Origin of the sequence: Nonomuraea maritima (genome assembly GCF_900100395.1) — a bacterium.
In the GTDB taxonomy this organism is placed as follows: domain Bacteria; phylum Actinomycetota; class Actinomycetes; order Streptosporangiales; family Streptosporangiaceae; genus Nonomuraea; species Nonomuraea maritima.
Genome location: NZ_FNFB01000017.1, coordinates 132,913 through 158,762, shown reverse-complemented (window position 1 = coordinate 158,762; position 25,850 = coordinate 132,913). Strand labels below are relative to the sequence as shown.

24 protein-coding genes and 1 rRNA gene are annotated in these 25,850 nt (G+C 68.1%); 13 read left to right on the top strand and 12 right to left on the bottom strand.

The genetic code is table 11. From position 1 onward, the window contains the following. Nucleotides 1-69 precede the first annotated feature (69 nt). Nucleotides 70-186, top strand: a 5S ribosomal RNA gene (gene rrf / locus BLR04_RS25040). A 460-nt stretch (nucleotides 187-646) separates the two neighbouring features. On the opposite strand, the gene BLR04_RS25035 is transcribed toward rrf, so the two are convergent. Further along, nucleotides 647-1,171: an NUDIX domain-containing protein gene (locus tag BLR04_RS25035; protein ID WP_090769644.1), complete on the bottom strand. Its 525-nt coding sequence runs from the start codon at nucleotides 1,169-1,171 to the stop codon at nucleotides 647-649. Between the two features lie 302 nt (nucleotides 1,172-1,473). Between BLR04_RS25035 and BLR04_RS25030 the strand changes: the two genes are divergently transcribed. Both BLR04_RS25030 and BLR04_RS25025 read left to right on the top strand, forming a co-directional pair. Then, nucleotides 1,474-1,800 (top strand): ArsR/SmtB family transcription factor, encoded by a 327-nt coding sequence (locus BLR04_RS25030; protein WP_342672294.1) that lies wholly within the window; start codon nucleotides 1,474-1,476, stop codon nucleotides 1,798-1,800. Nucleotides 1,801-1,802: 2 nt separating this feature from the next. Continuing rightward, entirely contained in the window at nucleotides 1,803-2,378 is a 576-nt protein-coding gene (locus BLR04_RS25025; RefSeq protein ID WP_090769642.1) for an SRPBCC family protein, read from the top strand. Between the two features lie 194 nt (nucleotides 2,379-2,572). Here the strand turns inward: BLR04_RS25025 and BLR04_RS25020 are convergent, their stop codons facing one another. Next, nucleotides 2,573-2,782: a hypothetical protein gene (locus BLR04_RS25020; RefSeq protein ID WP_090769640.1), complete on the bottom strand. Its 210-nt coding sequence runs from the start codon at nucleotides 2,780-2,782 to the stop codon at nucleotides 2,573-2,575. Between the two features lie 1,090 nt (nucleotides 2,783-3,872). On the opposite strand from BLR04_RS25020, the gene BLR04_RS25015 reads away from it, so the two are divergent. Together BLR04_RS25015 and BLR04_RS25005 are read left to right on the top strand one after the other, a co-directional pair. Beyond that, nucleotides 3,873-4,430 (top strand): GrpB family protein, encoded by a 558-nt coding sequence (locus tag BLR04_RS25015; RefSeq protein ID WP_090769638.1) that lies wholly within the window; start codon nucleotides 3,873-3,875, stop codon nucleotides 4,428-4,430. Nucleotides 4,431-5,683: 1,253 nt separating this feature from the next. Further along, nucleotides 5,684-6,154, top strand: a complete 471-nt coding sequence (locus BLR04_RS25005) for a nucleoside/nucleotide kinase family protein (protein WP_245740485.1) — start codon at nucleotides 5,684-5,686, stop codon at nucleotides 6,152-6,154. 207 nt (nucleotides 6,155-6,361) lie between these two features. On the opposite strand, the gene BLR04_RS25000 is transcribed toward BLR04_RS25005, so the two are convergent. Continuing rightward, nucleotides 6,362-7,126 (bottom strand): PhzF family phenazine biosynthesis protein, encoded by a 765-nt coding sequence (locus tag BLR04_RS25000; protein ID WP_090769631.1) that lies wholly within the window; start codon nucleotides 7,124-7,126, stop codon nucleotides 6,362-6,364. Nucleotides 7,127-7,293: 167 nt separating this feature from the next. On the opposite strand from BLR04_RS25000, the gene BLR04_RS24995 reads away from it, so the two are divergent. After that, complete coding sequence (locus tag BLR04_RS24995; RefSeq protein WP_090769630.1) at nucleotides 7,294-7,674, top strand: cell division protein SepF; 381 nt, start codon at nucleotides 7,294-7,296, stop codon at nucleotides 7,672-7,674. Here the strand turns inward: BLR04_RS24995 and BLR04_RS24990 are convergent. From BLR04_RS24990 to BLR04_RS24975, 4 genes are all read right to left on the bottom strand, one after another. Further along, nucleotides 7,671-9,002, bottom strand: coding sequence for a hypothetical protein (locus BLR04_RS24990; RefSeq protein WP_245740483.1), 1,332 nt, complete (start codon nucleotides 9,000-9,002; stop codon nucleotides 7,671-7,673). The two genes, BLR04_RS24995 and BLR04_RS24990, sit on opposite strands and share 4 nt — an antisense overlap. Nucleotides 9,003-9,113: 111 nt before the next feature. Then, on the bottom strand, nucleotides 9,114-10,841 hold the full coding sequence (gene argS, locus BLR04_RS24985) for an arginine--tRNA ligase (RefSeq protein ID WP_090769625.1): 1,728 nt from the start codon (nucleotides 10,839-10,841) through the stop codon (nucleotides 9,114-9,116). A gap of 51 nt (nucleotides 10,842-10,892) precedes the next feature. Further along, nucleotides 10,893-11,912 carry a phosphate acyltransferase PlsX gene (gene plsX / locus BLR04_RS24980; RefSeq protein ID WP_281191640.1) on the bottom strand — a complete coding sequence of 340 codons (1,020 nt, stop codon included), beginning with the start codon at nucleotides 11,910-11,912 and terminating at the stop codon, nucleotides 10,893-10,895. 151 nt (nucleotides 11,913-12,063) lie between these two features. Continuing rightward, nucleotides 12,064-12,621, bottom strand: a complete 558-nt coding sequence (locus tag BLR04_RS24975; RefSeq protein WP_090769623.1) for a DUF1707 SHOCT-like domain-containing protein — start codon at nucleotides 12,619-12,621, stop codon at nucleotides 12,064-12,066. A gap of 176 nt (nucleotides 12,622-12,797) precedes the next feature. On the opposite strand from BLR04_RS24975, the gene BLR04_RS24970 reads away from it, so the two are divergent. Both BLR04_RS24970 and BLR04_RS24965 read left to right on the top strand, forming a co-directional pair. Further along, nucleotides 12,798-14,114, top strand: coding sequence for a KamA family radical SAM protein (locus tag BLR04_RS24970; protein ID WP_090769621.1), 1,317 nt, complete (start codon nucleotides 12,798-12,800; stop codon nucleotides 14,112-14,114). Nucleotides 14,115-14,514: 400 nt separating this feature from the next. Further along, nucleotides 14,515-15,378 carry a hypothetical protein gene (locus tag BLR04_RS24965; protein WP_143022185.1) on the top strand — a complete coding sequence of 288 codons (864 nt, stop codon included), beginning with the start codon at nucleotides 14,515-14,517 and terminating at the stop codon, nucleotides 15,376-15,378. A gap of 411 nt (nucleotides 15,379-15,789) precedes the next feature. Here BLR04_RS24965 and BLR04_RS40855 read toward each other — a convergent pair whose 3' ends face one another. The 3 genes from BLR04_RS40855 to BLR04_RS24955 form a co-directional block, all read right to left on the bottom strand. Further along, entirely contained in the window at nucleotides 15,790-15,945 is a 156-nt protein-coding gene (locus BLR04_RS40855) for a hypothetical protein (protein ID WP_176903263.1), read from the bottom strand. A 161-nt stretch (nucleotides 15,946-16,106) separates the two neighbouring features. Then, nucleotides 16,107-16,973: an ABC transporter ATP-binding protein gene (locus BLR04_RS24960; RefSeq protein WP_176903271.1), complete on the bottom strand. Its 867-nt coding sequence runs from the start codon at nucleotides 16,971-16,973 to the stop codon at nucleotides 16,107-16,109. Further along, nucleotides 16,966-17,901, bottom strand: coding sequence for an ABC transporter permease (locus BLR04_RS24955; RefSeq protein ID WP_090769617.1), 936 nt, complete (start codon nucleotides 17,899-17,901; stop codon nucleotides 16,966-16,968). Before BLR04_RS24955 ends, BLR04_RS24960 begins: the two co-directional genes overlap by 8 nt. Before the next feature lie 482 nt (nucleotides 17,902-18,383). Between BLR04_RS24955 and BLR04_RS24950 the strand changes: the two genes are divergently transcribed. The 5 genes from BLR04_RS24950 (at nucleotide 18,384) to BLR04_RS24930 (ending at nucleotide 24,123) form a co-directional block, all read left to right on the top strand. Further along, entirely contained in the window at nucleotides 18,384-20,024 is a 1,641-nt protein-coding gene (locus BLR04_RS24950) for a peptide ABC transporter substrate-binding protein (protein WP_090769615.1), read from the top strand. 129 nt (nucleotides 20,025-20,153) lie between these two features. Beyond that, nucleotides 20,154-21,098, top strand: coding sequence for an ABC transporter permease (locus BLR04_RS24945; protein ID WP_090769613.1), 945 nt, complete (start codon nucleotides 20,154-20,156; stop codon nucleotides 21,096-21,098). After that, complete coding sequence (locus tag BLR04_RS24940) at nucleotides 21,091-22,074, top strand: ABC transporter permease (protein WP_245740481.1); 984 nt, start codon at nucleotides 21,091-21,093, stop codon at nucleotides 22,072-22,074. Before BLR04_RS24945 ends, BLR04_RS24940 begins: the two co-directional genes overlap by 8 nt. A gap of 11 nt (nucleotides 22,075-22,085) precedes the next feature. Further along, nucleotides 22,086-23,123: an ABC transporter ATP-binding protein gene (locus BLR04_RS24935; protein ID WP_090769609.1), complete on the top strand. Its 1,038-nt coding sequence runs from the start codon at nucleotides 22,086-22,088 to the stop codon at nucleotides 23,121-23,123. After that, nucleotides 23,107-24,123, top strand: a complete 1,017-nt coding sequence (locus BLR04_RS24930; RefSeq protein WP_090769607.1) for an ABC transporter ATP-binding protein — start codon at nucleotides 23,107-23,109, stop codon at nucleotides 24,121-24,123. Before BLR04_RS24935 ends, BLR04_RS24930 begins: the two co-directional genes overlap by 17 nt. Nucleotides 24,124-24,174: 51 nt before the next feature. Here the strand turns inward: BLR04_RS24930 and BLR04_RS24925 are convergent, their stop codons facing one another. Both BLR04_RS24925 and BLR04_RS24920 read right to left on the bottom strand, forming a co-directional pair. After that, nucleotides 24,175-25,275: a S8 family serine peptidase gene (locus BLR04_RS24925; protein WP_090769605.1), complete on the bottom strand. Its 1,101-nt coding sequence runs from the start codon at nucleotides 25,273-25,275 to the stop codon at nucleotides 24,175-24,177. Beyond that, on the bottom strand, nucleotides 25,272-25,832 hold the full coding sequence (locus BLR04_RS24920; protein ID WP_143022184.1) for a hypothetical protein: 561 nt from the start codon (nucleotides 25,830-25,832) through the stop codon (nucleotides 25,272-25,274). Before BLR04_RS24920 ends, BLR04_RS24925 begins: the two co-directional genes overlap by 4 nt. Nucleotides 25,833-25,850 lie beyond the last annotated feature (18 nt).

Genomic DNA, 25,850 nt, shown 5'->3' with positions numbered 1-25,850 from the left:
CTTTTCTTGCTCGCGTCCACTAGGCAATTCTGAGACAGCAAACAGTGATGTTTGTGTGTTTCGGAGGGTTACGGCGGTTATGGCGGGAAGGAAACACCCGGTTACATTCCGAACCCGGAAGTTAAGCTTCTCTGCGCCGATGGTACTGCACTCGGGAGGGTGTGGGAGAGTAGGTCACCGCCGGACAATCTTTGATGAGTGAGGGGTCTCGCCTTCGGGTGGGGCCCCTCCTCTGTTTTTGTTGTGGGTCGCGCTTGTGTGGGTTGTGATGGCGCGTTGCGTGTAGGTGTTGTTTGGGTTCTGCTGGTGGCAGGGCCCTTTTTTGTTTTGGGTGGCCGTTCGGCTGGGCTTCTGCTGTGGGGGTGGGCCCGTTTCGGTGTGGGGTTCGCTGTTGGTGGGCCCCCTTTCGTGTTTATGGCGAGTCGACCGCCCGAAACAGACACCCCCTCGCCCGAGCAGGCATTCGCCACAGGACGAGCGCAGGCGCCCGACCAGTGCCCCATCAACGAAATCTCCGGCAGTGCGGCAAACACGCGGCATCACGCCACTGGGCGAAGCGGTCGTAGACCGTCTACCAGGCGCCGAACTCCGCGGGCATCTCCGGCCATCCGCGAGACGACATCACAGGACCCAGTCGCGGCCACCCTCACCAGGCAGAGGAACCCGATCTCAGAAACTTCACGTACTGTCGGATGCGCAGCACGTCGTCGGGGAAACAGTTCTCCCAGCCCTGGTCCAGCCGCATCCAGGCCGCGGGCTGCCCGTCCTCCGCGATCAGAGGCTGTTCCAGGTCGCCGATCGCGGCATAGGAGAGGGACAGCGTCTTCGGCAGACCCGGGGCGAACGACCGCACCGCCACCGCGGCCGGCCGCTCCAACACCCGTGGCCGCAGCCCAGTCTCCTCGGCCAGTTCCCGGGCCGCGCCATCACGCGGACACTCTCCGGGCTCGACCTCGCCACCTGGCGGGACAAGCCCGCGCCGCGGGTGCCTGACGAGCACGATCTGCTCCAGGGTTGCATCCAGAACCCACACCTCGGCGCCCAACGGCTCCACGGGGCCAACCAGCACAGAGCGCAACCAGGCCCTGGCCCCGTCGAACTCGAGCGTCGCGCTCTCGGCGTCAGCGACGGCAGCATCAAGCGGACGCTGCTCAAACAGGCTACGGATCATTGCGACAGGCTAGAGACCGCCACCGACAACACCGGGCTGCAGCGATGGCCGTCGCCGCGGCGGCCGCGCACACCGCTACGCCACATCGAACGATCTCCGACACCGATCACAACTCCAGACAGGCCCTGGTCGACTTCAGGATGCCAACGGGACCATCTTTCGGATGCCAGCGAGACCGAGCAGTGGCGATCGGGGTTCTGTCCAGGGGCTGTCGTCTGTGCGCGGATGCGTCGATGGGGTGGTCGGAGTACTGGTGATGTGGCGGAGCGGGCAGTGTATATGCCTTGACAGTTATATGCGCAATGGAGAATATGGTGGCCATGGCCGTTGATGCGTTCGCTGTGCTTGCTGAGCCGACTCGGCGTCGGATCCTCGGACGGCTGCTGGAGGCCGAAAGTAGTGTGAACGAGCTGGTTGAGGCGCTCGAAGTCAGCCAGCCCACGGTGTCCAAGCAGCTGAAGGTGCTCAGGGAGGCCGGGTTCGTCATCTGCCGTACGGAGGCGCAGCGGCGGATCTATCGCATTCGCGCGGCTCCCTTCCAAGCGCTCGATGACTGGCTGCAGCCGTATCGAGCCCTGTGGGACCGGCATCTCGACGCTCTCGAACGCCACCTCGACAACCTGGAGTAGTCATGAGCCAGAACCCGTACCGTACGAGCTCGCTCGCCCAGGTCGGCTGCGAGGCGGCTGGAGACCGCTGGACGCTTGTCTTCGTCCGCGAGCTGCGCCACTCGCCCGAGAAGGTGTGGGCCGCGTTGACCGAGCCCGGACAACTCGCCGCGTGGGCGCCCTATACCGCTGACCGCAGCCTTGCCGAGGCAGGCAGCGCCACGATGACGATGATCGACGACGAGCATCCCCAGGACATGGAGGTCGAGGTGGTGCGAGCTGAACCACCGACGCTGCTGGAGCACACGTTCGGCACCGATCTGCTGCGCTGGGAACTTGCTGCCACTGACACCGGCACCCGGCTGACGCTTCGGCACACCGTTCAGGATCGCGACTGGATCCCGAAGGTCGCGGCCGGCTGGCACCTCTGCTTCGACGTGGCCGAGAAGCTGCTGGAAGGACGTCCGATCCCACCGATTCGCGGCGCCTCAGCAGCCGGCTTCGGCTGGTCCGAACTCAACGATCAGTACGCGCACAAACTCGGTATCCCCAACACCGGCCTCCCCGAGGATCTCAAGGGGCAGAACGAGGGGCCCTGACCGACCGAGGTGCACTGCACGACTGCCTGGTCTTGCTTCTGTGGAAGTCGCGCCGGTTGCCCGGGAGTTCGATCAGCGTCAGGACTTCGAGTAGTAGGGGTGTGCTCGCTCAATGCATAGCCGGTTCAGGGTCTGAGCGGGCCCGCAACCATGAGCTGGAGCTGGGATCCCGGCAGCATGAGCAGCTGGGGTCGCTATCGCCTGGCGAGAGCCGCCAGGCGCGCCGCTCGGGAATGAGAGTCGATGCCGCTCAGCACATGCGGGAGCCGGCGGGCGGCGGCCGCGACGTTGGGGTTGCCGAGGAACGGCAGCGGCAGCAGCAGGAAGGCGAGCTCGAGCACCGCGGTGAGGGCGCCGAGCGCGACCGCGCCCAGCAGACGCAGGCCGTCAGCGGCGACTGGCATGATGCCGGTGTTGCTGATCTCTTCGATCAGGGCGGCCCCGGCGGGGGTGAGCCCGACGCGGCGGACGCGGCGGTTGTACGGGTCCTCGTGTCGGCTGGCCAGGCCCGCCGACCAGCCGACACGAGGCTGGCCAGGCCCGCTGGCCGCCGCCCTGACCGGGACCGTCGAGGCCGACGGCGAACAGGTGCCCGTCGAGCCGGCCGCTGATCACTGCGGAGAGGGTCCACAACGCCGTCGACAGCTGAAGGTGTTTTGCTCTGACCACATCGATCGGTGTGACGTGGCCTGCTCTGACGACCATCAGCGTCACGTGGCCTGCCCTGGCCCTCCGATCGCGTCACGTGTGCTGCTGTGATCACTGCGATCGCGTCACGTGTGCTGCTCTGATCACTCCGATCGGCGTCACGTTGCTGTGCCGACCCCTTCGCACGTAGTCACATGCTTTGCCTTTGACCACTCTGACGGCGTCACGTGTGCTGTTCTGACCGCTTCGCACGCCTGCTCGACCACCATGCGCGACGTGCTGCTCTGGTCACATCGATCGGTGTAGCGGCTGGCCTCCGCCGGCGGGGTAAGGCCCTGTCTTGCGCGGGTCGGCGAAAACCTCAGCAACCAGGCATGATCGGAACAACTGCGGCTTCCGGCGGGTCTGCGCCGCCATGTCGCCGGCAGACATTGACGCTGTCGTGCTTGTCGTTCACGGTCTCCAGCCAGATGCCCAACGACGGGACGACCTTGCAGCCCACAGAGATCTATGACCATGTTCCGGGTGGTCATTGTCGCAAGCCTGTCGGCTGTCTTGAGGATGGGCGCACGTCTCGGTCGATCCGTTTCCATGTCGATGCGTGAGCAGGGCTTCATCCTGGCGCGGGTGCATGGCGTTTCTGCCGCACACCACTGTGCGGGGGACTGTCGGGTATCCCCGCCGGTCAGCCGTGACTTCGCCGCTGAGTGGTCCGGGGGGCGAGTTGGTGGGCGTCATTCCCTGTCAGGGGCCTCGCCGCAGGGCCGGGCCCAGGTAGGTAAGGCGATTGACCATGGTTCGAGCTGGTAGATACGGTGGTCCGCTGCCTACGGGAAGGCCCTGAAGATGTCTGATTCCTATGATGACGAGAAGCTGTCCGCGGTGTTGGTGCACGGTCTGCGTCCGGTGAAGGTGACCATCGCCGACTACGATCCCGGTTGGCCGGCGCGCTTCGAGCGGCGAGCCGCAGACCTGCGGGCGGTCCTCGGCGAGCGTGTGCGGTTGATCGAGCACATCGGCTCCACATCGGTGCCCGGACTGGCTGCCAAACCCATCATCGACATCGTCATCGGAATCGACGACCCGGACGACGAGCCGGCCTACCTTCCCGATCTTGAAGCGGCAGGCTACAACCTGCGAGTTCGCGAGCCGGAACATCGCTGCCTCCGTACCGGGGACCCCGACGAGCCGGTGAACCTGCACTGTTACCGGCCCGATCACGTCGAGGTGCGCCGGTATCTCGCCTTCCGCGATCGACTGCGGGCAAGCGAGAGCGACCGGAACCTGTATGCGGCCACCAAACGCGAACTGGCACAGCAGGAATGGCGCGACATGAACTACTACGCCGAAGCCAAAGGCCCCGTGATCGGCCAGATTCTCAGTCGTGCAGGGTGGCGAGACTAGCGACACGTTTCCGCGCAGGCGGCAGAGGTACGGGAATGAGCCCCTCGGCCGCGCAGCAACTCGCTCAGCTCTGCGGGTGCACGAGAACTCGCTCGGCTCTGCGCTCCAACCGAATCCCTCCTGCGGATCCGGAGCCGATGCGAGGGCGGCTGCGGGCCCGGGTTACCGACCTGGAATCGCCGATCGCGGGCATGCCCTCCGCAAGGGCTTGATCGACAAGGGGAAGAGCCCTGACGGAAGGGTCGTGTTTCGAGATGGATCGTCAGCGGGTGTCGGCGATTGATGATCTTCCCGCAGCAGGCGATTCAAATGGGGCTCTCCGGGCGCGCTTGGCTGGGGTCTCTCCGTGTGGGGCCTTCTCGCGGTCGCTCCAGGTTGGGTCGCTCCATGCGCAGGCGCTTTGGGCCGCTCTGGGTGAGGTGGCTGACCATGTAGGCGATGGCTGTTCACCGGGGTGATCGCTTCGGAGGGTGCGGGGTGGCGTTCGTAGTTGCGGGCCGATCGGTACACGTGGTCAGTCAGGGCAGCCTCCTGTCTGCCACCCATCTGCGGGAGATGGTGCGGAGAGCTCTCTGATTTGCGGGCATAGGGAGCATTTCAGGCTTGAGGTGGGCTGCTGAAGCGTCCGCTGTCCTGGCACACTGCAGCGGTGGAGGGCGACATGACGCTGCTGCGAGTGCGAGTTGGCCGATGTCGGCTCGTGGGTCTACGTGTGGGTCAGGACGGGCTCACAGCGGAAACCGGTGATCTACGTGGGAGGGGACCGGCCTTCCGCCAACGGTACGGATCTGGCTGCACCTGCACGACAGCGATCCCGAGGTAGGTCGACTGGCGGCTCGATACAGCGAGCTGGCGCGTGAAGACCTGGACGTCCTGGCGTTCGCCGTGCCCGGGCATCTCGCACGGAGGCTGGTCAAGGACGCTGTCGTGCAGTTGTCGCACCGTCAGGGGCTGCTGGCCGATCCCGGTACGCAGCACGTAAAGGATCCCCGCCAACGCTGCCCGGTCGTGTCGATGTAGACGGAGCGGACGAAGGTCGGTGCGGCGCGGCCGTCCTGTGGGGCCCGGGTGGTGAGCATGGCCAGGTCAGGGGCTGGGTGGGACGAGGGACTTCGCTCACGGCTGATGACCGGGATGCGTCGGTTGCTCAGCATCTTGGCGTCCGGTCGTGGGTGGTGCGGGACTAGCATGAGCCGGTGATCGTGTGGCTCAACGGTACTCATGGTGTGGGTAAGACGACGACCAGTGGGCTCGTGCAGCAGTTGCTCCCGGAGTCGCGGGTGTTCGATGCCGAGAAGGTCGGGGAGACGCTCATGGACGTCTCACCTGGGCTGCCGGCGACGGACAACTTTCAGCACTGGCCGCCCTGGCGGCCGCTCGTGGTCGAGACGGCACGTCGCATACTCGACTACACCGGCGGCACGCTGGTGATGCCCATGACGGTCCTGGTCGAGGAGTACTGGCGCGAGATCAGTGCGGGGCTCGCGCATCATGCCGTTCCGGTACGGCACTTCGTCCTCCACGCTGACCAGGACACCCTGCGCAGGCGTATCGAGGGCGACACCGTGCTGGGACCCAGTCCCTCCGCCTTCCGCCTCAAATACCTCGCGCCTTATGCCGAGGCGGCCCGCACGTGGCTGCACCATGAGGCCGAGGTCGTCGACACCACCCACCTCACACCCTCCGAGGTCGCTCTGCGGATCGCTGAGGCCGTCAAGAACTGAGCTTCGCGTCACGACCCTCCAGCGTGCAGACCGCGGTCAGTCGCGTCTCATCGCTGTGGGCAGGGGGGCTGGACGGGCCGAGGTGGCGGGGGAGCTGCCGCGCCCTGTGGTGCGTGCGTGCGCAGGATGAGGGCGGACCTGGGCGAGGTTGGTCGGGGTGCAGGTCCGGGTGGGTGTGGTGCTCGAGGCGTTCGCCGGTGTGGTGGGTCAGATCTCGAGGGTGGCGGAGAGAACGGTGACGGCTCTGCCGGAGAGATGGACGCGGGATCCCGCGTGACGGACGTGCACCAGTCCGCCGCGCGCGGAGAGCTGGGCGCCCACGAGTGCGTCGCGGCCGAGGCGGGACGACCAGAACGGCGACAATGCGCAGTGGGCCGATCCCGTCACCGGATCCTCGGGAACGCCCACTTTGGGAGCGAAGAAGCGGGAGACAAAATCGGTCTCAGTGCCTCTTGCGGTGACGATGACGCCTCTTGCCTCCTGAGCGGACAGGGCCGCGATATCGGGCGTGAGTGACCGTACCGTTTCCTCGGAGTCGAGCTCCACCAGCAGGTCGAGCTGGCTTTTCCAGACGCTCACCGGCGTCGCGCCGAGTGCTTTCTCCAGATCCGCCGGAACAGTGACGGCGGTCACGTCCTTGGCCGGAAAATCCATCGTGATGCTGCCGTCGGCGAGCTGATTCACGGAGAGTGTCCCGCTGGCCGTGCTGAAATGCATCGGTCCGGTCGCCGCTCCGGTCGAATAGAGCACGTGTGACGTCGCCAGAGTGGCGTGACCACATAGAGTGACCTCAACGGCCGGTGTGAACCACCGCAGGGAATCTCCGAGCAGGAAAGCTGTCTCAGAGAGGTTCATCTCGGCCGCTACGCTCTGCATCCATCGGTCGGTAACCGGAGACTCCAGCAGGCAGACAGCTGCGGGATTACCCTTGAAAGCTGTGTCGGTGAAGGCGTCGACGGTGAACAGTCGCATGGGGCTGATGCTATAGGGGGCTGGATATCCGGCTGCAAGCGGGCTGCAAGCCGTACAAAATGGAATTAGGGCTGGGCGTGTCGCGTGGCGAATGCGGAATCGTCGGTTACCGTCCAATGTGTAGGGACGTGCCGATTACGGTGAGTTCCTGAGGAAAGGACAAGCCGATGGGGGCAGTGCGCAAGGTGGTGAGCTACCTTGGCCTGAGCGGGGTCGATCACTACGACGAGGGCTATGACGACGAGCAGTACGAGGACGAGTACGTTCCCGCGACGGAGCGGGCCGCCAGGCGGTGGCGGGCGAACGTCGACTCCTCGCGCATCGTCATGATCCAGCCGCTCAAGTACAACGACGCGCCGTTGATCGGACAGCATTTCCGTGACGGGCAGACGGTGATCATGGACGTCACGGGCATGTCGATGTCCGAGGCGACGAGAATGGTCGACTTCGCCGCCGGACTGGCTTTCGGGTGTGAGGGTCGGATCGAGCGGATCGCCGAGCGGGTCTTCCTGCTCGCGCCGAGTCACGTGGAGATCGAGACCACCTAAGCAGCGCGCGGGCCGCGACGAATCAGCCGGGTCAGCTCGGCTGCGTCGTCCGCGGCCTGTTTCGCGCGTGCGTCCGATTCGCGGGCGTACGCATGGAGGGCCCAGACGGCGCCCTCGGCGAGTTCCCTGAGTTCGGTGACCTGGCCGGCCAGATAACGGGCGTCGGCCTCGGCGAGCCTGCGGCGCTGCCACAGCTGCCACGCGGCCAGGCCGATCATCGCGAGGCCGGCCGCGGCGAGCAGGCGGACCGAGAGCGCCGCGCCGACGAGGCAGGCGACCCCGGCGACGAGCAGCACGGCCGCCGCCCACGGGCGGCCTCGGTGCACCACGCCGTCGGTGAGGATCGACTGCTCGGCCGTGGCCATCGACTCCTGGTCGGGGCCTTCTGGACGGAGCATGATGCGGTGGCCCAGCAGCGGCACCACCAACGTCTCGGGTGGTTCGAGCCGGCTGTCGGCCTCGAGCTGCTCGGCCACGTCGCGCAGGATGGGCGCCGCCACGTGCAGCGCGATCGCCGCGAGGTGCGGGTCGGCGCCGGGGCGCAGGTCGTCGAGCAGGTACGTGCTCAGCGAAGCCATGGGACCGCTCGGCCCGCCCTGCCCGATCAGCGTGCGCAACACGGCGAGCGGCTCGTTCTCGACCCAGGCCGAGGCCGGTTCGCCGGAGCTGTTGTCGAGCGGCGCGGGCGGGATCTGTTCGGTCTGGCGCGTGGAGGTGATCTCGGCGCAGCGCTCGCGCAGCCTGGCCAGGCGGGCGGCCGCCATGGCGGACCTGGCGAGCTGCGGGAGCTCGGCCATCTCGGGGAAGTCGACGAGCGACGGCGGAACGACGACCGCCGGGTCGCCGGGCGCGATGGCCTGCACCCACTGCTGGGCGTCGGTGTGCTGCTGGATGGAGAGCGCGTCGAGTTTGCGCAGCACGAAGATCTTGCCGGCGGGGCCGTACGCCCCCCGGGCGGCGGCCAGCCAGAGCGAGCGCTGGCCGTGGGTGACCGGGTGGTCGAGGGAGAGCTCGCCGAAGGCCGTGCCGAGCCAGGACGCGTGGATGCGGCTGCCCTGGCCGGACACCGCGAGGGCCAGGCAGAGGAAGAGCGCGGTCTGCTGCTGGTCGCGGCTCGCGGCCCTGCTCAGCGGTTCGAGCGGGTCTTCGCCGGCGAGGATCGCGACGAGGGCTTGGACGGCAGGAGGCAGCCAGTTGCCGGGGACGTCGTCGAAGCTCGGCGGGGCGGGAGGGGCGGAGCCCTTGGCGGCGAGGTGCGCGAGGAGGGCCTCGGCGTAGCGGTGCACCTCGGGGGCTGCTTGGGGGCCCGCTGTCAGGTCCGTGCTCAAGGCAGAGAACTCCCCCATTTCGGCCTCAGTTCATGACCGCGTAAAGCCTAGTGGTTGGGGCGCGCCAACCCGGTGGAGGCGCGCCCACGTCGGAACGGGAGACTTTGCCGGTTACATGCGCTCGGGGACGGGGACACCGAGGAGATCGAGGCCGGTCTCGAGCACCCGCAGGGTCAGCGCGCACAGCGCCAGCCGCGAGGCCCGGACGTCGGGCTCGACGCCTTCCTTGAGCACGGGGCACTGCTCGAAGAAGTCGGTGAACGCCGTGGCGGCGGCGTAGATGTACGCGCACAGCCGGTGGGGTTCGCTCAGGGCTGTCGTCTGCTCGACGACGGCTCCGAAACCGAGCAACTGCAGGGCCAGGGCGCGCTCGGCGGGCTCGCCGAGGACGATCGGACCGGTCGCGGTGGCGGGGTCGACGCCGCCGCGGCGGAAGATCGAGCGAATGCGCGCCTGGGCGTACTGCAGGTAGGGGGCGGTGTTGCCGGTGAAGCCGAGCATGCGGTCGAAGTCGAAGACGTACTCGCTGTCGTGGCTGACCGACAGGTCGGCGTACTTCACCGCGCCCATGCCGACGGCGTGGGCGATCTCCCGCTGCATTTGCTCGTCGTAGCCCCGGTCGGCGATCGCCGCGGTGGCGCGGTCGATGGCCTCCTGGAGGAGGTCCATCAGCTTGACGGACTCGCCGGAGCGGGTCTTGAAGCGGCGGCCGTCCTTGCCGAGCATCATGCCGATCTTGACGTGCTCGGCCGAGACGGTGTCGGGCAGCCAGCCGGCCATTCGAGCGGCCTCGAACACCATGCGGAAGTGGAGCGCCTGGTCGGCGCCCACCACGTAGAGCATGCGGTCGGCCTTGAGGTCGTGGACGCGGTAGCGGACGGCCGCCATGTCGGTGGTGGCGTAGCCGTAACCGCCGTCGCTCTTCCTGATGATCAGCGGCAGCGGCTTGTCGTCGGAGCCGGTGAAGCCGGGCGGGAACACGCACAGCGCGCCCTCGCTGATCTGGGCGACGCCGGCCTCCTCGAGGTCGTCGCAGACCTTCTGGAGCATGGGGTTGTACATGCTCTCGCCCGCGATGTCGGCGTCGGTGAGGGTGACGCCGAGCATCTCGTAGATCTTGTTGAAGTAGCGGACGGTGGCGTCCATGAAGACGTGCCACAGGCGCAGCGTCTCGGGGTCGCCCGACTGCAGCGTGGTCACCCGGACGCGGGCGCGCGTCTTGAACGACTCGTCGGCGTCGAACTTGGCGCGGGCGGCCTGGTAGTACTCGGTGCCCATGCCGGCTTCGAGCTGCGCGACGGCGGCCTCTTCGCCGATGTCGAGCAGGTGCTCGATGAGCATGCCGAACGGGGTGCCCCAGTCGCCCAGGTGGTTCTGCCTGATGACCTTGTTGCCGAGGTGTTCGTGCAGCCGGGCCAGCGCGTCACCGACGATCGTGGTGCGCAGGTGGCCGACGTGCATCTCCTTGGCCGCGTTGGGCGCGGAGTAGTCGATGACCACGGTCTGGGCCGGGGTGATGGTGCCGATGCCGAGGCGCGCGTCGTCGAGCATCTGGGCGGCCTCGGCGGCGATCCAGGTGTCGTCAAGGGTGATGTTGAGGAAGCCGGGGCCGCTGACCTCGATGGTGCCGGGGAAGTCGGACAGCTCAGTTCTGATCGCTTCCGCGACCTCCCGCGGGGCGCGTCGCAGGCGCTTGGCCAGGCTCATCGCGACGTTCGCCTGGAAGTCGGCGAACTGGGAGGGCCGGATCAGCGGGTCTGCGTCGGCGTGCTCCTGACCGAACGCGCGTGCCAGCGCCTGCTGGACGCGCTCGGTGAGCACTATCTGCGGGTCGGTCATGGGTCAAGGGTACCGGGGACGTCGACCGTCGCGCTGATCGCGAGCTGGGGGTCACCACAGGCGGTGGGAGCGTCCTGAGGCGGCGATGCGCTCGCCGATCGCGGTGACGATTTCGGCGGCCGACAGGTCGGTGGCGAGGGCGCAGGCCGCGCTGATGCCCGGGGCTCTCGTCGCGCCGTGGGCGATGACGACGGTTCCGTTCAGCCCGAGCAGGACGGCTCCGCCGTGCGCCTCGGCGTCGAGGCGGCGGCGCAGGTCGCGGATGCGGGAGCGCTGCATGGCCGCGCCGAGCCGGGCCAGTTTGCTCTCCTCGATCGCCTCGCGCAGCTCGGAGAAGGCGTAGCGGACCGCGCCTTCCATGGTCTTGAGTGCGACGTTGCCGGTGAATCCGTCGGTGGTGATCACGTCGACCTTGCCGGACAGCAGGTCGTAGCCCTCGACGTTGCCGGCGAACTCGATGCCGGGGGAGCTCTGCAGGAGTTCGTGGGCCCGCCTGACCAGCTTGTTGCCCTTCTCGGCCTCGCTGCCGATGGTGAGCAGGCCGACCTTGGGGGCGGTGATGCCGTGGGCGAGTTCGGCGTACGCGGCTCCGAGGTGGGCGAACTGCACCAGCATTTCCGGCTTGGCCTCGGCGTTGGCACCGGCGTCCACGAGCAGGGCGGGCGTGGGACGGGTGGGTAGCGCTACGGCGATGGCGGGCCGGAGCACGCCCGGCTGGCCCTTGAGCCGGAGCCGTCCGGTGGCGACGATGCCCGCGGTGGAGCCGGCGGACACGACCGCGCAGGCGTCGCCGCGGCGGACGAGGTGGCAGGCGATCGCGATGCTGGAGCGGGGGCGGCGCAGGCTGGCGAGCGCGCCCTCGTCCATGGACAGGGCCTCCTCGGCCCGGACGATGGGGACCTCTTTGGTGGCGTCGTGGTCGGCGAGCGCCTCGTAGAGCACGCGTGGCGAGCCGACGAGCACGACGCGCAGGCCGCGCTCGCGCACGGCGTGCACCGCGCCGGCGACGATCTCGTGGGGCGCGTGGTCGCCGCCCATGGCATCGAGGGCGACGGGCCTGCTGTCGGACAATGGTCACCTCGTACGGCATCGCGCCCGCCGGCACGGCTCAGCCGGATCGCGGGCTCGGGATGCCGCATCGCAGGCAAGGCAGGTGCCAGGTTAACTGGCGGGTAGGACTTGTTGGTTCCCGCGCGCGCCGGTTCCAGTCCTGGCCGGGGTATCAGCGCAGGTTCCAGTCGTCCATCGCGCGTGTGACGATCACCTTCGAGAACATGGACGTGCCCGTCACCCGGATCAGCGGCCCGTCGGCGCCCGATCCGGCCGTCACGTTGCGCTTGCCGAACACCGAGCCGCCCTCGTCGACGACGTGGGCGTCGGCGGGCACGCGGACGATCACCTTGCTGAACCATGCGTCCGTCTCGACGGTGATCTCACGGCCGGGCAGCACGGCGTCGGACAGGTCGACGACGAGCGCGCCGAAGCGGGCCGACAGCCGGGTGCGGCGGGAGGCCACCCAGCGGCCCTTGCGCACGATCTTGCTGAAGGCCGCGCTGATGGCCTGCTGTTCGACGGCGGCGGGGACGTCGGACCGGGCGACGTCGGGCAGGTCGTGGGTGATGGGGACGAGCTCGCCGACGGTCTTCGCGGTGTAGGCCTGTTCGAGGCGATCGGCGTGCTCGACGCTGGTGAGCCGTCCGGTGGCGAGCGCCTCGCCGAGCACCGCGGCCACGCGGTCGCGGTCGGCGTCGGAGGCGCGGAGGTCAGGATTCTCGGTCACGGTTCCGAGTCTACGCCTTGACGCGATATGTCGTGATTGACAAGGAACCTTAAGGAAAACTTGGAGAGCTGTGGAACCGGTCGCACGGCGAGGCGCGTCCGGATAGTAAGACCGTAGACGCGCGACTTGGTCGTGAGGTTTACCGCCGATCGAACAAAAAAGATGGGAAACGCCTAGTGATTTTGAACGAAGCTGGCACCCGACGCTTCCGGGCGTACACGTCCAAGCACCTCGACCAGCTCCTCCAGCGCGCCGGGCTGGCGGACGACGAGCGGCTCAGGGTCCGCGCGGTCGCGACAGTGCTGCCCTTCAGGACGAACGCCTACGTCGTCGACGAACTCATAGATTGGTCGGCCGCCCCCGACGACCCCATCTACCGGCTCGTCTTCCCGCAGGAGGACATGCTTCCCGAGGCCGACGTGGCCCGGCTGGCCGACCTGCTGAAGGCCGAGGCTCCCAACGCCGAGATCCAAGCCGAGGCCAACAGGGTACGTACTCAGCTCAACCCACATCCTGCCGGACAGAAGGAGCTCAACGTCCCGAAGCTGGGCGATGAGCCTGTTCCTGGCATGCAGCATAAATATCCAGAAACAGTACTCTTCTTCCCGAAGCAGGGGCAGACCTGTCACGCGTACTGCACGTACTGCTTCAGGTGGGCGCAGTTCGTCGGCGACGCCGACCTGAAGTTCGCCTCCGACGACGTCGACCAGCTCGTCACCTACATCCGGCGGCATCCCGAGGTCACCAGTGTGCTGATCACCGGCGGCGACGCGATGATCATGGGTGAGCCGGTCCTGCGGCGCTACATCGAGCCGCTGATCGGAATCGAACAGCTCGAGTCGATCAGAATCGGCACGAAGGCGCTCGCGTACTGGCCGCAGCGCTTCAGCACCGACCCCGACGCCGGCGACACGCTGCGCCTGTTCGAGCAGGTGGTGAACGCCGGCAAGAACCTGGCGTTCATGGCGCACTTCTCGCACCCGCGGGAGCTGGAGTCACCGCGCGTCGAGGCGGCCGTCAAGAACATCCTCGGCAGCGGGGCCACCATCAGGACCCAGGCGCCGCTGATCAGGTCGATCAACGACGACCCGGCCGTGTGGTCGGGCATGTGGCGGCGGCAGCTGTCCATGGGGATGATTCCTTATTACATGTTCGTCGAGCGCGACACCGGGCCTCAGGACTACTTCGCGGTCCCGCTGGCGCGGGCGTACGAGATCTTCAGGGACGCGTACTCCTCGGTCTCCGGGCTGTGCCGTACGGTCCGGGGGCCGTCGATGTCGGCCACGCCGGGCAAGGTGTGCGTCGACGGCGTCACGGAGATCGCCGGCGAGCGGTACTTCGTGCTCCATCTCATCCAGGCGCGCGACCCCTCCCTGGTGGGGCGGCCGTTCTTCGCGCATTACGACCCGGAGGCGGTCTGGCTGACCGACCTGCGGCCGGCCTTCGCGGAGCGCTTCCCGTTCGAGTCCACGGAGGTGCTGCTTCCCGTCTGATCCGGCCGCGCGCCCCTATCGCGACCGGAGAATTCTTGCCCCGCGGTCCGTCGCAATTGTTTTCACAACATTTCGTCGACGGGCCGCGGGGCACTTGTCTTTTGGTGTAAGCCGCCCATCCCGGCGCGCATAATATTGGAAACTAGAAGCGCCTATTTCCGGTTTGTCGCTCCCGCTCAACGCTGCCCCTCCAGTCGGTAACCGGGCTGCAAACCCCTGCTACACAGGCATTCATGCGACCACCGACCGCTCTCGGACGGTGATACAACTGCTGCCGTAGCTCAGCCGTGACGGCACGCTCGTGTGGTGCCCATAGCGCGTACGCCACGGCATACGGGGGTTATCGATTCGCATTTCCATCGCATTCGAGAGCGATCGATCACGAGCCGGGAAGGCAATCATGAATCGTGTAGTCAAGGCGGCGGTAGCCGTCACAGCATTCGGCTTGGCGGCGGCATTGGCCGCGCCGGCTCAGGCCGATCTTCGCAACGACGTCCTGTCGCGTTCCACCGACGTTCCGCTCCTGGGTGCCAGCCCGGCCGGCGGTTTCGTGCAGAGCATGCTCGCCAGCGCCTACGTCAACGGCCTGCTCGTCGGCGTCTCGCACGCCAAGTCCGCCGGCGCCGGCTCCGACCTGACCGCTGTGCAGCGGGACATGTACATGGAGCGGCGGGCGCAGATGGACTGGCGGTCGCAGGTCAACCGGCCAGGGCAGATCAACCGCGGCTTCACGCCCAACGCGGAAGAGGACGTCACCCGCGAGACCTGGCCGATGCCGGAGATCTCGCCGATCGTGGCGGGCACTCCGTTCGGCGGGCAGGGCATGTCGGCCTCCGTGCCGAGCACCCGCTCGGTCAAGCGGGGCCGCAGCGTCTCCGTCGGCCAGGACGCGCCGCCGATGCAGGGCGTCCCCCTGCCCGGGACGGTGACCTCGGTGGGCGACGCGCACAACCTGCCGGGCCGGGGGGTGGTGCCAGGTCTCGGCACGGCGGCCAGGATGGCGCTGCCCGACCTCGCGGCCGACATGGTCGCGTCGCTGCCCGCGCAGGCCGCGGCGGTCGCCGATCAGGTGGAGACGTCCGATCGGATCCGCAGCCTGAAGGCCAGCGGCACGGCGAACGGGCTCACCCCGCTCACCAACAAGGCCACCGGCAAGATGTCGAACGGGACCGTGACCATGAGCGGCAGCACTGAGGCGCTCAAGGCTCTCGGCTGGACCGCCGACACGGTGACCGGCACGGTGGCGGGCCAGGCCGAGGACTAGTCCGCGGGTGTCACAGCCGCCGACGTCCGGGCGTCGGCGGGGTGGTTCGCGGGCGTCGCCGGTGTCGGCGGGGCGGTTCACGGGCGTCAAAGGTGCCGACGCCCGGGCGCCGGCTCGTCCGGCGAGGGGACGGTCCGCGCGGGGCCGCACCGGTCGACCGGCACGCGCGATCATCATCGACCACTGCCTTCTGTCGACGAGGCACAGGTCGAGACCATGCGAGTCATTCGCCGTGCGAGCGAGCGGTCTCACGACGGGCTGGGGCGGACGCGCCCTCGCCCGGAGTGCGGCCGGTCGGGCGCCGCGCCGCCATCGCGCAGAGCAGCGGCGCGGCCTGTTCTTCTTCTCCCGCGTATGGACCCCGCGGCCGCACCTGCAGGTGCCGCTGGAACGGCCGCGTGCTTGCCGGGGTCAGGGCAGTCTCACGCCGGTGCGACGGGCTATCTGGGCCTGTAGCCGGGCCATCTGCCAGTGCAGCTCGAGGAGCTGCTCGGCGAGCTCCAGCCGCGGGATCTCCGACACGTCTTCGGTGGCCAGGTGGTCAATCGCGGCCGAAAGCTCTCCCATCGCGCGCCCCCACTCCATCACCGTTCCTCAACTCGAATCGACGTTCGAATTCTAGCGGAACGCTGACCTCTCTGTCAGTCATCCGTCACGCCAGTACCCGCGGTTCGCGCGCGGACACGACGAAGCCCCCGGCCACCGGCCGGGGGCTTCGTCGTGCGTGCTCAGCCCTTGTTGTAGGCGGCGATGACTTCCTTGGGGTCGCCGTCCATCTTGATCTTGCCCTTGTGCAGCCAGATGACCCGGTTGCAGGTCTGCTCGATGACCCGGAGGTCGTGGGCGACGAGGAACACGGTGCCGGCCGACTCGCGGATCTGGCGGATGCGCTCCTCGCTCTTCTTGCGGAACTCGCGGTCACCGGTCGCGAGGGCCTCGTCGATGAGCAGGACGTCGTGCGTCTTGGCCGAGGAGATGGCGAAGCGCAGGCGGGCGCCCATGCCGGAGGAGTAGGTGGACATCGGCAGCTGGACGAACTCGCCGATGCCGGAGAAGTCGACGATCTCCTGGTACTTGTCGCGGACCTCGCTGGGCGTCATGCCCATCGCGTAGCAGCCGAGCACGATGTTGCGTTCACCGGTCAGCTCGCGCATGAGCGCCGCGTTGACGCCGAGCAGCGACGGCTGGCCGTCGGTGTAGACGGCGCCCGCGTGCGGGGGCAGCAGGCCGGCGATGGCCCGCAGCAGCGTGGACTTGCCCGAGCCGTTGCGGCCCACGATGCCGATCGCGTCGCCGTGGTAGGCCACGAAGGTCACGCCCTTGACCGCGTGCACTTCTTTCATCTGCGGCCGGCCCTGGCGCTTCAGGATGCGCGTGAGGGCGTTGACGGCGTTGCCCTTCTCGGACTCGGACGCCGCCCCGTAGACGCGGTAGACGATGTGGAGGTCGTCGACGATGACGGTCGGAGTGCCCGTGGGGACGTCGAGGGGCCGCTTGTCCTGGGGCTCCGGGGTGGAACGCGCCTTGGCGTCCTTGCCGGGGACGGCAGGCGTGTCGCCCTTCACCTGTGACAGCTCCTTGGTCAGTTCAGCCACGCCCGTACCTCTCCTCGGACCGCCAGAAGTACCAGAAGCCGAAGCCGAGTGCGAACACCGCCCAGAATACGCAAGACACCACCACCATTGTCGGCGGGTGGTGCCCGAACGACTTGTTGTGGCTGCTGATGAGGATCTCTCGCATCCACTCGATGAAGGACGCCGCGGGGTTGAGGTACATCACGTTGGCCACCCACTGGGGCAGCTTCGCGGCCACGACGACCTTGTCCTGGATCGAGAAGAAGACGCCGGAGGCGTACAGCCAGGTGCGGGTGATGAACGGCAGCAGCTGGTTGAGGTCGCGCATCTGGGCGCCGAGCCTGGCGACCACCAGGCCGGCCCCGACGTTGAACATCGTCTGGAGCACCAGCACCACCGGGATCATGAGCCAGAACCAGGTGGGGGTCTCTCCCGTCATCACGACGATGGCGAGGAGCACGGCCATGGAGATGACGAGCTGCTGGAGCTCCTGGATCGTGTAGGCCAGCGGCAGCGAGGCCCGCGGGAAGTGCAGGGCCCGGATCATCGACAGGTTTCCGGAGATCGACTTCGCGCCCGCGCTGACCGTGCGCTGTGTGTAGGTGAAGACGAACATCCCGGTCAGCAGGAAGGCCGGGTAGTTCTCGATGCCGTTCTTGCCGCCCAGGATGAGGCCGAACATCACGTAGTAGATGGCGGCGTTGAGCAGCGGGGTCAGCACCTGCCACAGCTGGCCGAGCGCTGACTTGGAGTATTTCGAGACGTTGCGTGAGGTCGCGTACGTCAGGATGAAGTGTCGCCGCTCCCAGAGCTGACGCACGTAGACAGGGAACCTCGGCCGTGCGATGGCACGGCGAAGCCCGTGTCTCTTGGCGAGCTTGGCCAGCGGCTCCTGCCCGCTTCGGCCGCCCGCCTGGGCGTCCGCGACAGCGGATTCCGGCTGGCTCATGGCAAGGACTCTATTGGATCCGGGTCGGTGAGGTAGCTGTCGCGCGGGTCGGCGACAGAGGGTTGGACGGAGTCTCGCGACGCCTGGTTCCAAGGCTTCGCAAAGACCTGCTCAACGGTAGCCCAGGCGGCGGCGGTGTGGGGGCGACGGCGCCCACGCCGTCATGTACCGGATAACTTTCATCGATTGTTCATGACCGTGGCTTCACCTGGACCAGAGAGTCTGTACTGTTTGAACCGCATCGGGCGAATTGTCTGTGACGCTAGATAGGCACACGTGTGACCGAACTGCAACGCGCCAGAGACTTCCTGATGGCAAGGAGTAAGGGATAGTCGCGAATCGACTGGCAGGGCGTCAGCTGGCTTGACAACGTCAGCTAAATCCGGGGGGGATACCAGGACCTCCCCGTCAGGCTGCGCACGATCATCACTCGTGCGGCCCAGCGCTGGGTGCCCGGCTGTAGAGGGAGGATTTGTTTCACCATGCGTGTTACTAAGGGCGCACGGATCGTCGCCAGTGCCGCACTGCTCGCCATCGCCGTCGCCGCGTGTGGCAGCGGTGCCTCGGGAAGCGGCGACAGCGCCGCGGGCGGCGGTGACGACACGCCGGTCCGCATGGAACTCGGTGAGCCGCAGAAGCTCCTGTTCCCCCAGGACACCACCGAGAGCGAGGGCGCCGAGGTGCTCGCCGCCCTCTTCGACCCGCTTGTCACCTACAACGACAAGAAGGAGCCGGTCGAGGAAGCCGCCGAGTCGATCACCACGGACGACAGCAAGGTCTGGACGATCAAGCTGAAGCCCGGCTACACCTGGCACGACGGCACCCCCGTCAAGGCCGCCGACTACGCCCGCGCGTGGAACTTCGCCGCGCTCCAGGACAACGCCATGAGCTCGTCCTTCTTCTTCGGCCGCGTCGACGGCTACGACGACGTGCACCCCGGTGAGGGCAAGACGCCGACGGCCAAGGAGATGAAGGGTCTCAAGGTCGTCGACGACAACACCCTCGAGGTCACGCTTAACGCGCCGTTCTCGCAGTTCAAGACGATGCTCGGCTACACCGCCTTCTACCCGCTGCCGGAGAAGGCCATCGGCGCCGACGGCAAGCTCAGCCAGGAGTACGGCGAGAACCCGATCGGCCAGGGCCTGTTCAAGATGGACAAGCCCTACAAGAAGGGCACCGACACGGCGATCGACCTGTCGGTGTACGACAAGTTCCCTGGCAAGAAGCCGGCGGGCTGGACCAAGCTCCAGTTCAAGATCTACACGAGCTCCGAGACCGCGTGGAACGACCTCCAGGCTGACAACCTCGACATCCACGACTCCCTGCCGCCCACCGCCATCGGCACGGCGAAGACCCTGCTCGGCGACCGCTTCAAGCAGGAGCCCGACGCCGGCGTCGGCTACATCGGCGTCCCGCTCGCCTACAACAAGGAATGGCAGAACGCCGACCTGCGCAAGGCCGTCTCGATGGCCATCGACAGGAAGACGATCACCGAGACGGTGTTCTCGGGCGCGATGACGCCGGCCGACGACTTCATCAACCCGGCCATCCAGGGCAACCGCCCCGGCATCTGCACCGCCTGCACGTACAACCCGGCCGAGGCCAAGAAGCTGTACGAGGCGAACAACGGTCCGAAGAGCATTGACCTCGGCTACAACGCCGACGGGGGCCACAAGGAGTGGATCGAGGCCGTCGCCAACAACCTGCGCGCCAACCTGGGCGTCGAGGTCAAGACGCAGCCGTTCGAGAAGTTCCAGGGCATCCTGGACGCTCTCGACGCCAAGGAGTTCAAGGGCCTGTTCCGCATGGGCTGGGCCATCGACTACCCGTCGCCCGAGAACTACCTGACGCCGATCTTCGGCACCGGCTCCATCGGCACCGGCTCCAACTACGGTGGCTACTCCAACAAGGAGTTCGACGAGACGGTGGCCAAGGGTGACCAGGCGACCGACCCGGCGGAGGGCCTGAAGTTCTACCAGCAGGCCGATGACATCCTGCTGAAGGACCTGCCGTACATTCCTGTGTACTTCTACCGGCTCAACTACGGCTACTCCACGAAGATCAACAACGTCAAGGTCAACCTGCTGAACCAGGTTGAGTGGGCTGACGTCACGAAGGCCTGACGCCGATCGGCGGGCGGGCGACCGACGTCGTCCGCCCCGCCGAAGGACTGATCTTGAAGGCAGTCGTCCGGAGCCGGATTGATCACCGATTCCGAAGGGCTGCCTTCAAGCATGTACCGGAGGGCTTGAATGGGCCGATATGTCATCAGGCGACTGATCCAGGCGATACCCGTCCTGATCGGCGCCACGCTTCTGATCTATTGCATCGTTTTCGCGCTGCCGGGTGACCCCATCGCGGGGTTGTTCGGCGACAAGCGCCCCGACCCCGCCATCGCGGAGGTCCTGCGCGAGCAGTATCACCTGAACGACCCGCTGCTGCTGCAGTACTGGTACTACATCAGCGGCGTGATTTTCCGCGGCGACTTCGGCGTCAACTTCGCGAACGTCCCCGTGTCGCAGATCATGGCGGGCAAGTTCCAGGTCACGTTGAACCTCGCCGTGACCGCGCTCGTCATGGAGGCGATCATCGGCGTCGGCCTCGGCCTGTGGGCGGCGCTGCGCCGCGGCAAGGCCGCCGACACCTTGATCCTCGCCGCGACGCTGCTGCTGATCTCGGTGCCGACGCTGGTTACCGGCTTCGTGCTGCAGCTGGTGCTGGGCGTCAAGCTCAAGCAGTGGACCGGCGCGGACATCTTCCCCGTCGCCGGCACGACCGAGGGCCTGCGCAGCTATCTGGTGCCGGGCTTCGTGCTGGCCGGGGTCTCGATCGCATACCTCACGCGGCTCACCAGGACGAGCCTCGCGGAGACCCTGCGATCGGACTACATCCGCACGGCGACGGCCAAGGGTCTGCCGCGCCGCCGCGTCGTCGGCCGGCACGCGTTGCGCAACGCGCTGATCCCCCTGGTCACCTATCTGGGCGCCGACCTCGGTCAGCTCATGGGTGGCGCGGTGATCACGGAGACGATCTTCAACCTGCAGGGCATCGGCAACCAGCTCTTCACCTCGGTCCACCTGCGCGAGCAGCCGGTCGTGGTGGGTGTCGTGACCATCCTGGTGCTGGTCTACATCTTGGCCAACATGATCGTCGACCTGTTGTACGCCGTGCTCGACCCGAGGATCCGCTATGAGTAACCCAACCCCGCTGGACGGGCCGGGTCTCGAGGAGGGGAAGACCATGGTCGCGGACGCACCCGCAGCGCCGGCTCCCGGACGCGAGGGCAGGCGCAGGCACGCCAAGAAGGAGGCCAAGCCCGCCAGCCTCTGGACGGACGCCTGGCACGACCTCCGGCGCCGCCCGATGTTCATCATCTCGGTGATCATCATCTTGATCCTGCTGGTCATGGCCGTCTGGCCGTCGCTGTTCACGTCGATCGACCCGTTCGACGCGCGGACGTGCGACCTGTCCGCCGCCCGTCAGGGCCCAGGGCCGGGCCACCTGTTCGGGCGCGACAACCTGGGCTGCGACCTCTACGCGAGGACGATCTACGGCGCCCGCAACTCGATCGTGATCGGCGTGCTGACCACGGTCCTCACCGCGATCATCGGTGGTCTGTTCGGCATCTTCGCGGGCTACCGCGGCGGCGCGATCGACACCCTCGCGTCCCGTATCACCGAGGTCTTCTTCGCGATCCCGTCGGTGCTGGGCGCGCTGCTGATCGCCTCCACCCTGCGCGGCAAGTACAACAGCATCCTGCTGGTCATCCTCGCGCTGTCGGTGCTGGGCTGGCCGATGGTGTACCGCATCATGCGGGCCGCGGTGATCACGGCGAAGAGCCAGGACTTCGTGGTGGCCGCCAAGGCGCTGGGCGCGGGCTCCGGCCGGATCATGTTCCGGCACCTGCTGCCGAACTCGCTGGCCTCGGTCATCGTCGTGGCCACGATCAACCTGGGCACCTACATCGCGGCCGAGGCCGCGCTGTCGTTCCTGGGCGTGGGCGTGCAGTCGCCGGACATCTCGTGGGGCCTGATGATCGCGGACGCACGTGACCGGTTCATCACGGCGCCGCTGCCGCTGGTGTTCCCGGCCCTGTTCCTGAGCATCACGGTGCTCGCGTTCATCATGATGGGCGACGCCGTGCGCGACGCGCTCGACCCGAAGCTCAGGTAGGAGGTGATCACGTGAAGAAGACGTCCGCAGACGTGTTGCCCGCCGGGGGAGGGTCGGGCAACGAACCGCTGCTGGCCGTGGACGACCTGCACGTGGAGTTCCACACGAGGGCCGGCGTGGTACGCGCGGTCAACGGCGTGAGCTACACGGTCCGCGCCGGTGAGACGCTCGCGGTGCTGGGCGAGTCGGGTTCGGGCAAGTCGGTGACGGCCCAGGCCATCATGGGCATCCTCGACATGCCGCCGGCGGTCATCCCCAAGGGGGAGATCCGCTTCAAGGGCACCGACGTCCTCAAGCTGTCGGAGCGCGACCGCACGCAGGTGCGTGGCGAGCGCATCGCGATGATCTTCCAGGACGCGCTGTCCGCGCTCAACCCGGTGTTCACCGTGGGCTGGCAGATCAGCGAGATGTTCCGGGTGCACCGGGGCATGTCCAAGGGCGCCGCCATGAAGAAGGCGGTCGAGCTCATGGACCGCGTCCGCATCCCGGCCGCCAAGCAGCGGGTGCACGACTACCCGCACCAGTTCTCCGGCGGCATGCGGCAGCGCATCATGATCGCCATGTCGATCGCGCTCGACCCCGAGGTGCTGATCGCCGACGAGCCCACCACGGCGCTCGACGTGACCGTGCAGGCGCAGATCATGGAGCTGCTGGCCGAGCTGCAGCGCGAGAGCCAGATGGGCCTCATCCTGATCACGCACGACCTCGGCGTGGTGGCCGACGTGGCCGACAAGATCGCGGTCATGTACGGCGGCCGCATCGTCGAGAACGCGCCGGTCCACGACATCTACAAGGCGCCCGCGCATCCGTACACGAAGGGTCTGCTGGACTCGATCCCGAGGGTCGACCAGAAGGGCCAGGAGCTGTACGCGATCAAGGGCCTGCCGCCCAACCTGCTGTCGATGCCGACAGGTTGCGCGTTCCACCCCCGGTGCCCGTACCGGCAGGAGAACTGCGTGACCGACACCCCCCCGCTCTACGAGATCAGCGGCACGCGCGGCAGCGCCTGCCACTACTGGAGGGAGGTCCTCGATGGCGAGCGGCAGTGAGCCGGTGCTCGAGGTACGCGACCTGGTCAAGCACTTCCCGCTGACCCAGGGCATCCTCTACAAGAAGCAGATCGGGGCCATCAAGGCCGTCGACGGCGTCTCGTTCGACCTGAGGAAGGGCGAGACGCTCGGCATCGTGGGCGAGTCGGGCTGCGGCAAGTCCACGCTCGCGAAGGTGCTCATGGCGCTGGAGCAGCCGACGTCCGGCTCGGTGCGGATCGGCGGCCGGGACATCTCCAAGGCCAGGGGCGGCGAGCTCAAGCGCATGCGCCGCAACATCCAGATGGTGATGCAGGACCCGTACACCTCGCTCAACCCCCGGATGACGGTCGGCGACATCATCGGTGAGCCGTTCGAGATCCACACGGACGTCGCGCCGAAGGGCGACCGCCGCAAGAAGGTGCAGGAGCTGCTCGAGGTCGTCGGGCTCAACCCCGACCACATCAACCGCTACCCCCACCAGTTCTCGGGCGGCCAGCGGCAGCGCATCGGCATCGCGCGCGGCCTGGCGCTGCAGCCGGAGGTCATCGTCTGCGACGAGCCGGTCTCCGCGCTCGACGTGTCGATCCAGGCGCAGGTGATCAACCTGCTCGGGCGGCTGCAGGACGAGTTCGGCCTGGCCTACATCTTCATCGCCCACGACCTGTCGGTGGTGCGCCACATCTCCGACCGGGTGGGCGTGATGTACCTCGGCAAGTTCGTCGAGCTGGGCAAGGACGCCGAGATCTACGACCGGCCGGCGCACCCGTACACGCAGGCGCTGCTGTCGGCGGTGCCGGTGCCCGACCCCGAGGGCCGCGAGCAGCGGGAGCGGATCATCCTGCAGGGCGACCCGCCGTCGCCGGCGAACCCGCCGAGCGGCTGCCGGTTCCGTACGCGGTGCTGGAAGGCGCAGGAGATCTGCGCCAAGGAGGAGCCGCTGCTGCAGATCAGGCCGGGTACGGCGCACATGAGCGCCTGCCACTTCGCGGAGACCCACGACGTGGTGCACGCGGGCTGACCCCGTTAGTTCGGGCCCCCGGGGGATCGTCCCCGGGGGCCCGTCGCGTGTCTAGGGCCGGCGTCGGCGGCGCAGCAGGACCCGCGCGGACATCGCGAGCGCCAGCCCCACCATGGCGGCGACGACCGGCGTCCTGGAGGCGGGTGCGGTGCCGGCTCGGGCCGCGCCGCGCGCGGTGGCGTCCAGCCGGGCGGCCTCGCGCAGCGCGCCCGCCGCGCTGACGACCCCATGGCCGTAGGCGGGGCTGTAGCCGTCGGCGGGCCGCCGCCGGGTGCCGAGCTCGATGGCCATGCGTACGTGGTACGGCGACATGCCGGGATGGGCCGCGCGGATCAGCGCCGCGACGCCCGCGACCATGGCCGCCGCCGAGCTGGTGCCGTCGCTCACCACGTACGACTCCCCAGGGTCGGCCGTGACGATGTCGGCGCCCGGCGCGACGACCGACACGTAGTGCTGCCGGTTGGAGAACGGGGCCACCTTGAGCCGCCGGTCGACCGCGCCGACGGCGATCACGCCGGGGTAGGCGGCAGGGAAGTTCTTGCGGTTGGTGGAGGCGCCGTCGTTGCCCGCGGACGCGACCAGCACGCAGCCCTTGCCGATGGCGTACTGGACGGCCTCCTCCTCCGAGGCGGAGCCCTCCCAGGAGCCGCTGCCGCCGCCGAGCGACATGCTGATCACGTCGGCGCCGTGGTCGGCGGCGTACCGGATGCCCTTCGCGAGGGCGTCGCGGCCGAGGTGGCGGCGGCCGCGGCGCGGGTCGCCGTTCTCCAGCGTGACGCGCACCGACAGCACCTTCGCGGCGGGCGCCACGCCGAGGACGCCGCTGCGATGGTTCTCGCCGTGCCCGCGTCCGGCGATGAGGCTGGCCATGGCGGTGCCGTGCCGTGCGCGCGGGCCCTTGCCCGCGCGGGTCAGGTCGGGGCCCTGGATCACGGTGCCGCGCAGGTCGGGGTGGCGGGCGTCGACGCCGGTGTCGAGGACGGCGACGAGGACACCCTCGCCTGTGGCCGTGCGCCACGCCTCCGGCAGGCGCAGCGCGGCGAGCTGCCACTGTCCGGCCCGCGCGGCCTCGCCCACGTCGTCCTGCGGGCCCGCGGCCCCGGTCACCAGGGTCAGCCCGGCCGCCAGGAGAGCGGCGAGGACACCCCTCATGCGCTCAGCGTCCGGTGCAGGGCGGCGGCCAGGTGCCGGGCGGCGAAGCGCAGCCGCGGCAGGATCTGGTCACCCGGCTGGTACGTCCGCCCGTCGGCGTAGCCCGCGGCGGTCGCCACCATGCAGCCACGCGGGCAGGCGGCGACGGCGCCGGTGACGTACTGGCGCTGGCCGAACCGCTCGGCAGGGCCGCCGGGGAAGGGAACGGGCCGCACGGTCGCGGGCCGCCCGGTGTCGCGCCGCTCGCGCGGCCCGGTCCGAGGGCCGTCGAGCACCGCGACGCCCACGGTGACGACGAACGTCTGGGTGCTGTCGGCGTACGTGGCGCGCAGGGTCGTACGGCAGCCGGGCGGGACGGCGGCCGGCTGGAACGCCTCCCGGCAGGGCGCCTCGGGGGCGATCCCGGCCAGCACGTACGAGATGCGCGCGCCCGACGGGCTGACGCCGGGGATCGCAGGGGGGAAGACGCGCGACGTCGGCCGGGGCGGAGGCAGCTCCGGCACGGGTGGCCAGATCGTGGAGAGCAGGACGAGCAGGACGACAGGGAGGTTACGCACAGGGACCTCGAACCGGGG

Bases quoted from the DNA above. Each gene is read 5' to 3' on its own strand.
- BLR04_RS25035 (WP_090769644.1), bottom strand. From the start codon at position 1,171: ATGATCCGTAGCCTGTTTGAGCAGCGTCCGCTTGATGCTGCCGTCGCT.
- BLR04_RS25030 (WP_342672294.1), top strand. From the start codon at position 1,474: ATGGAGAATATGGTGGCCATGGCCGTTGATGCGTTCGCTGTGCTTGCT.
- BLR04_RS25025 (WP_090769642.1), top strand. From the start codon at position 1,803: ATGAGCCAGAACCCGTACCGTACGAGCTCGCTCGCCCAGGTCGGCTGC.
- BLR04_RS25020 (WP_090769640.1), bottom strand. From the start codon at position 2,782: ATGCCAGTCGCCGCTGACGGCCTGCGTCTGCTGGGCGCGGTCGCGCTC.
- BLR04_RS25015 (WP_090769638.1), top strand. From the start codon at position 3,873: ATGTCTGATTCCTATGATGACGAGAAGCTGTCCGCGGTGTTGGTGCAC.
- BLR04_RS25000 (WP_090769631.1), bottom strand. From the start codon at position 7,126: ATGCGACTGTTCACCGTCGACGCCTTCACCGACACAGCTTTCAAGGGT.
- BLR04_RS24995 (WP_090769630.1), top strand. From the start codon at position 7,294: ATGGGGGCAGTGCGCAAGGTGGTGAGCTACCTTGGCCTGAGCGGGGTC.
- argS (WP_090769625.1), bottom strand. From the start codon at position 10,841: ATGACCGACCCGCAGATAGTGCTCACCGAGCGCGTCCAGCAGGCGCTG.
- BLR04_RS24965 (WP_143022185.1), top strand. From the start codon at position 14,515: ATGAATCGTGTAGTCAAGGCGGCGGTAGCCGTCACAGCATTCGGCTTG.
- BLR04_RS40855 (WP_176903263.1), bottom strand. From the start codon at position 15,945: ATGGGAGAGCTTTCGGCCGCGATTGACCACCTGGCCACCGAAGACGTG.
- BLR04_RS24955 (WP_090769617.1), bottom strand. From the start codon at position 17,901: ATGAGCCAGCCGGAATCCGCTGTCGCGGACGCCCAGGCGGGCGGCCGA.
- BLR04_RS24950 (WP_090769615.1), top strand. From the start codon at position 18,384: ATGCGTGTTACTAAGGGCGCACGGATCGTCGCCAGTGCCGCACTGCTC.
- BLR04_RS24945 (WP_090769613.1), top strand. From the start codon at position 20,154: ATGGGCCGATATGTCATCAGGCGACTGATCCAGGCGATACCCGTCCTG.
- BLR04_RS24940 (WP_245740481.1), top strand. From the start codon at position 21,091: ATGAGTAACCCAACCCCGCTGGACGGGCCGGGTCTCGAGGAGGGGAAG.
- BLR04_RS24930 (WP_090769607.1), top strand. From the start codon at position 23,107: ATGGCGAGCGGCAGTGAGCCGGTGCTCGAGGTACGCGACCTGGTCAAG.
- BLR04_RS24925 (WP_090769605.1), bottom strand. From the start codon at position 25,275: ATGAGGGGTGTCCTCGCCGCTCTCCTGGCGGCCGGGCTGACCCTGGTG.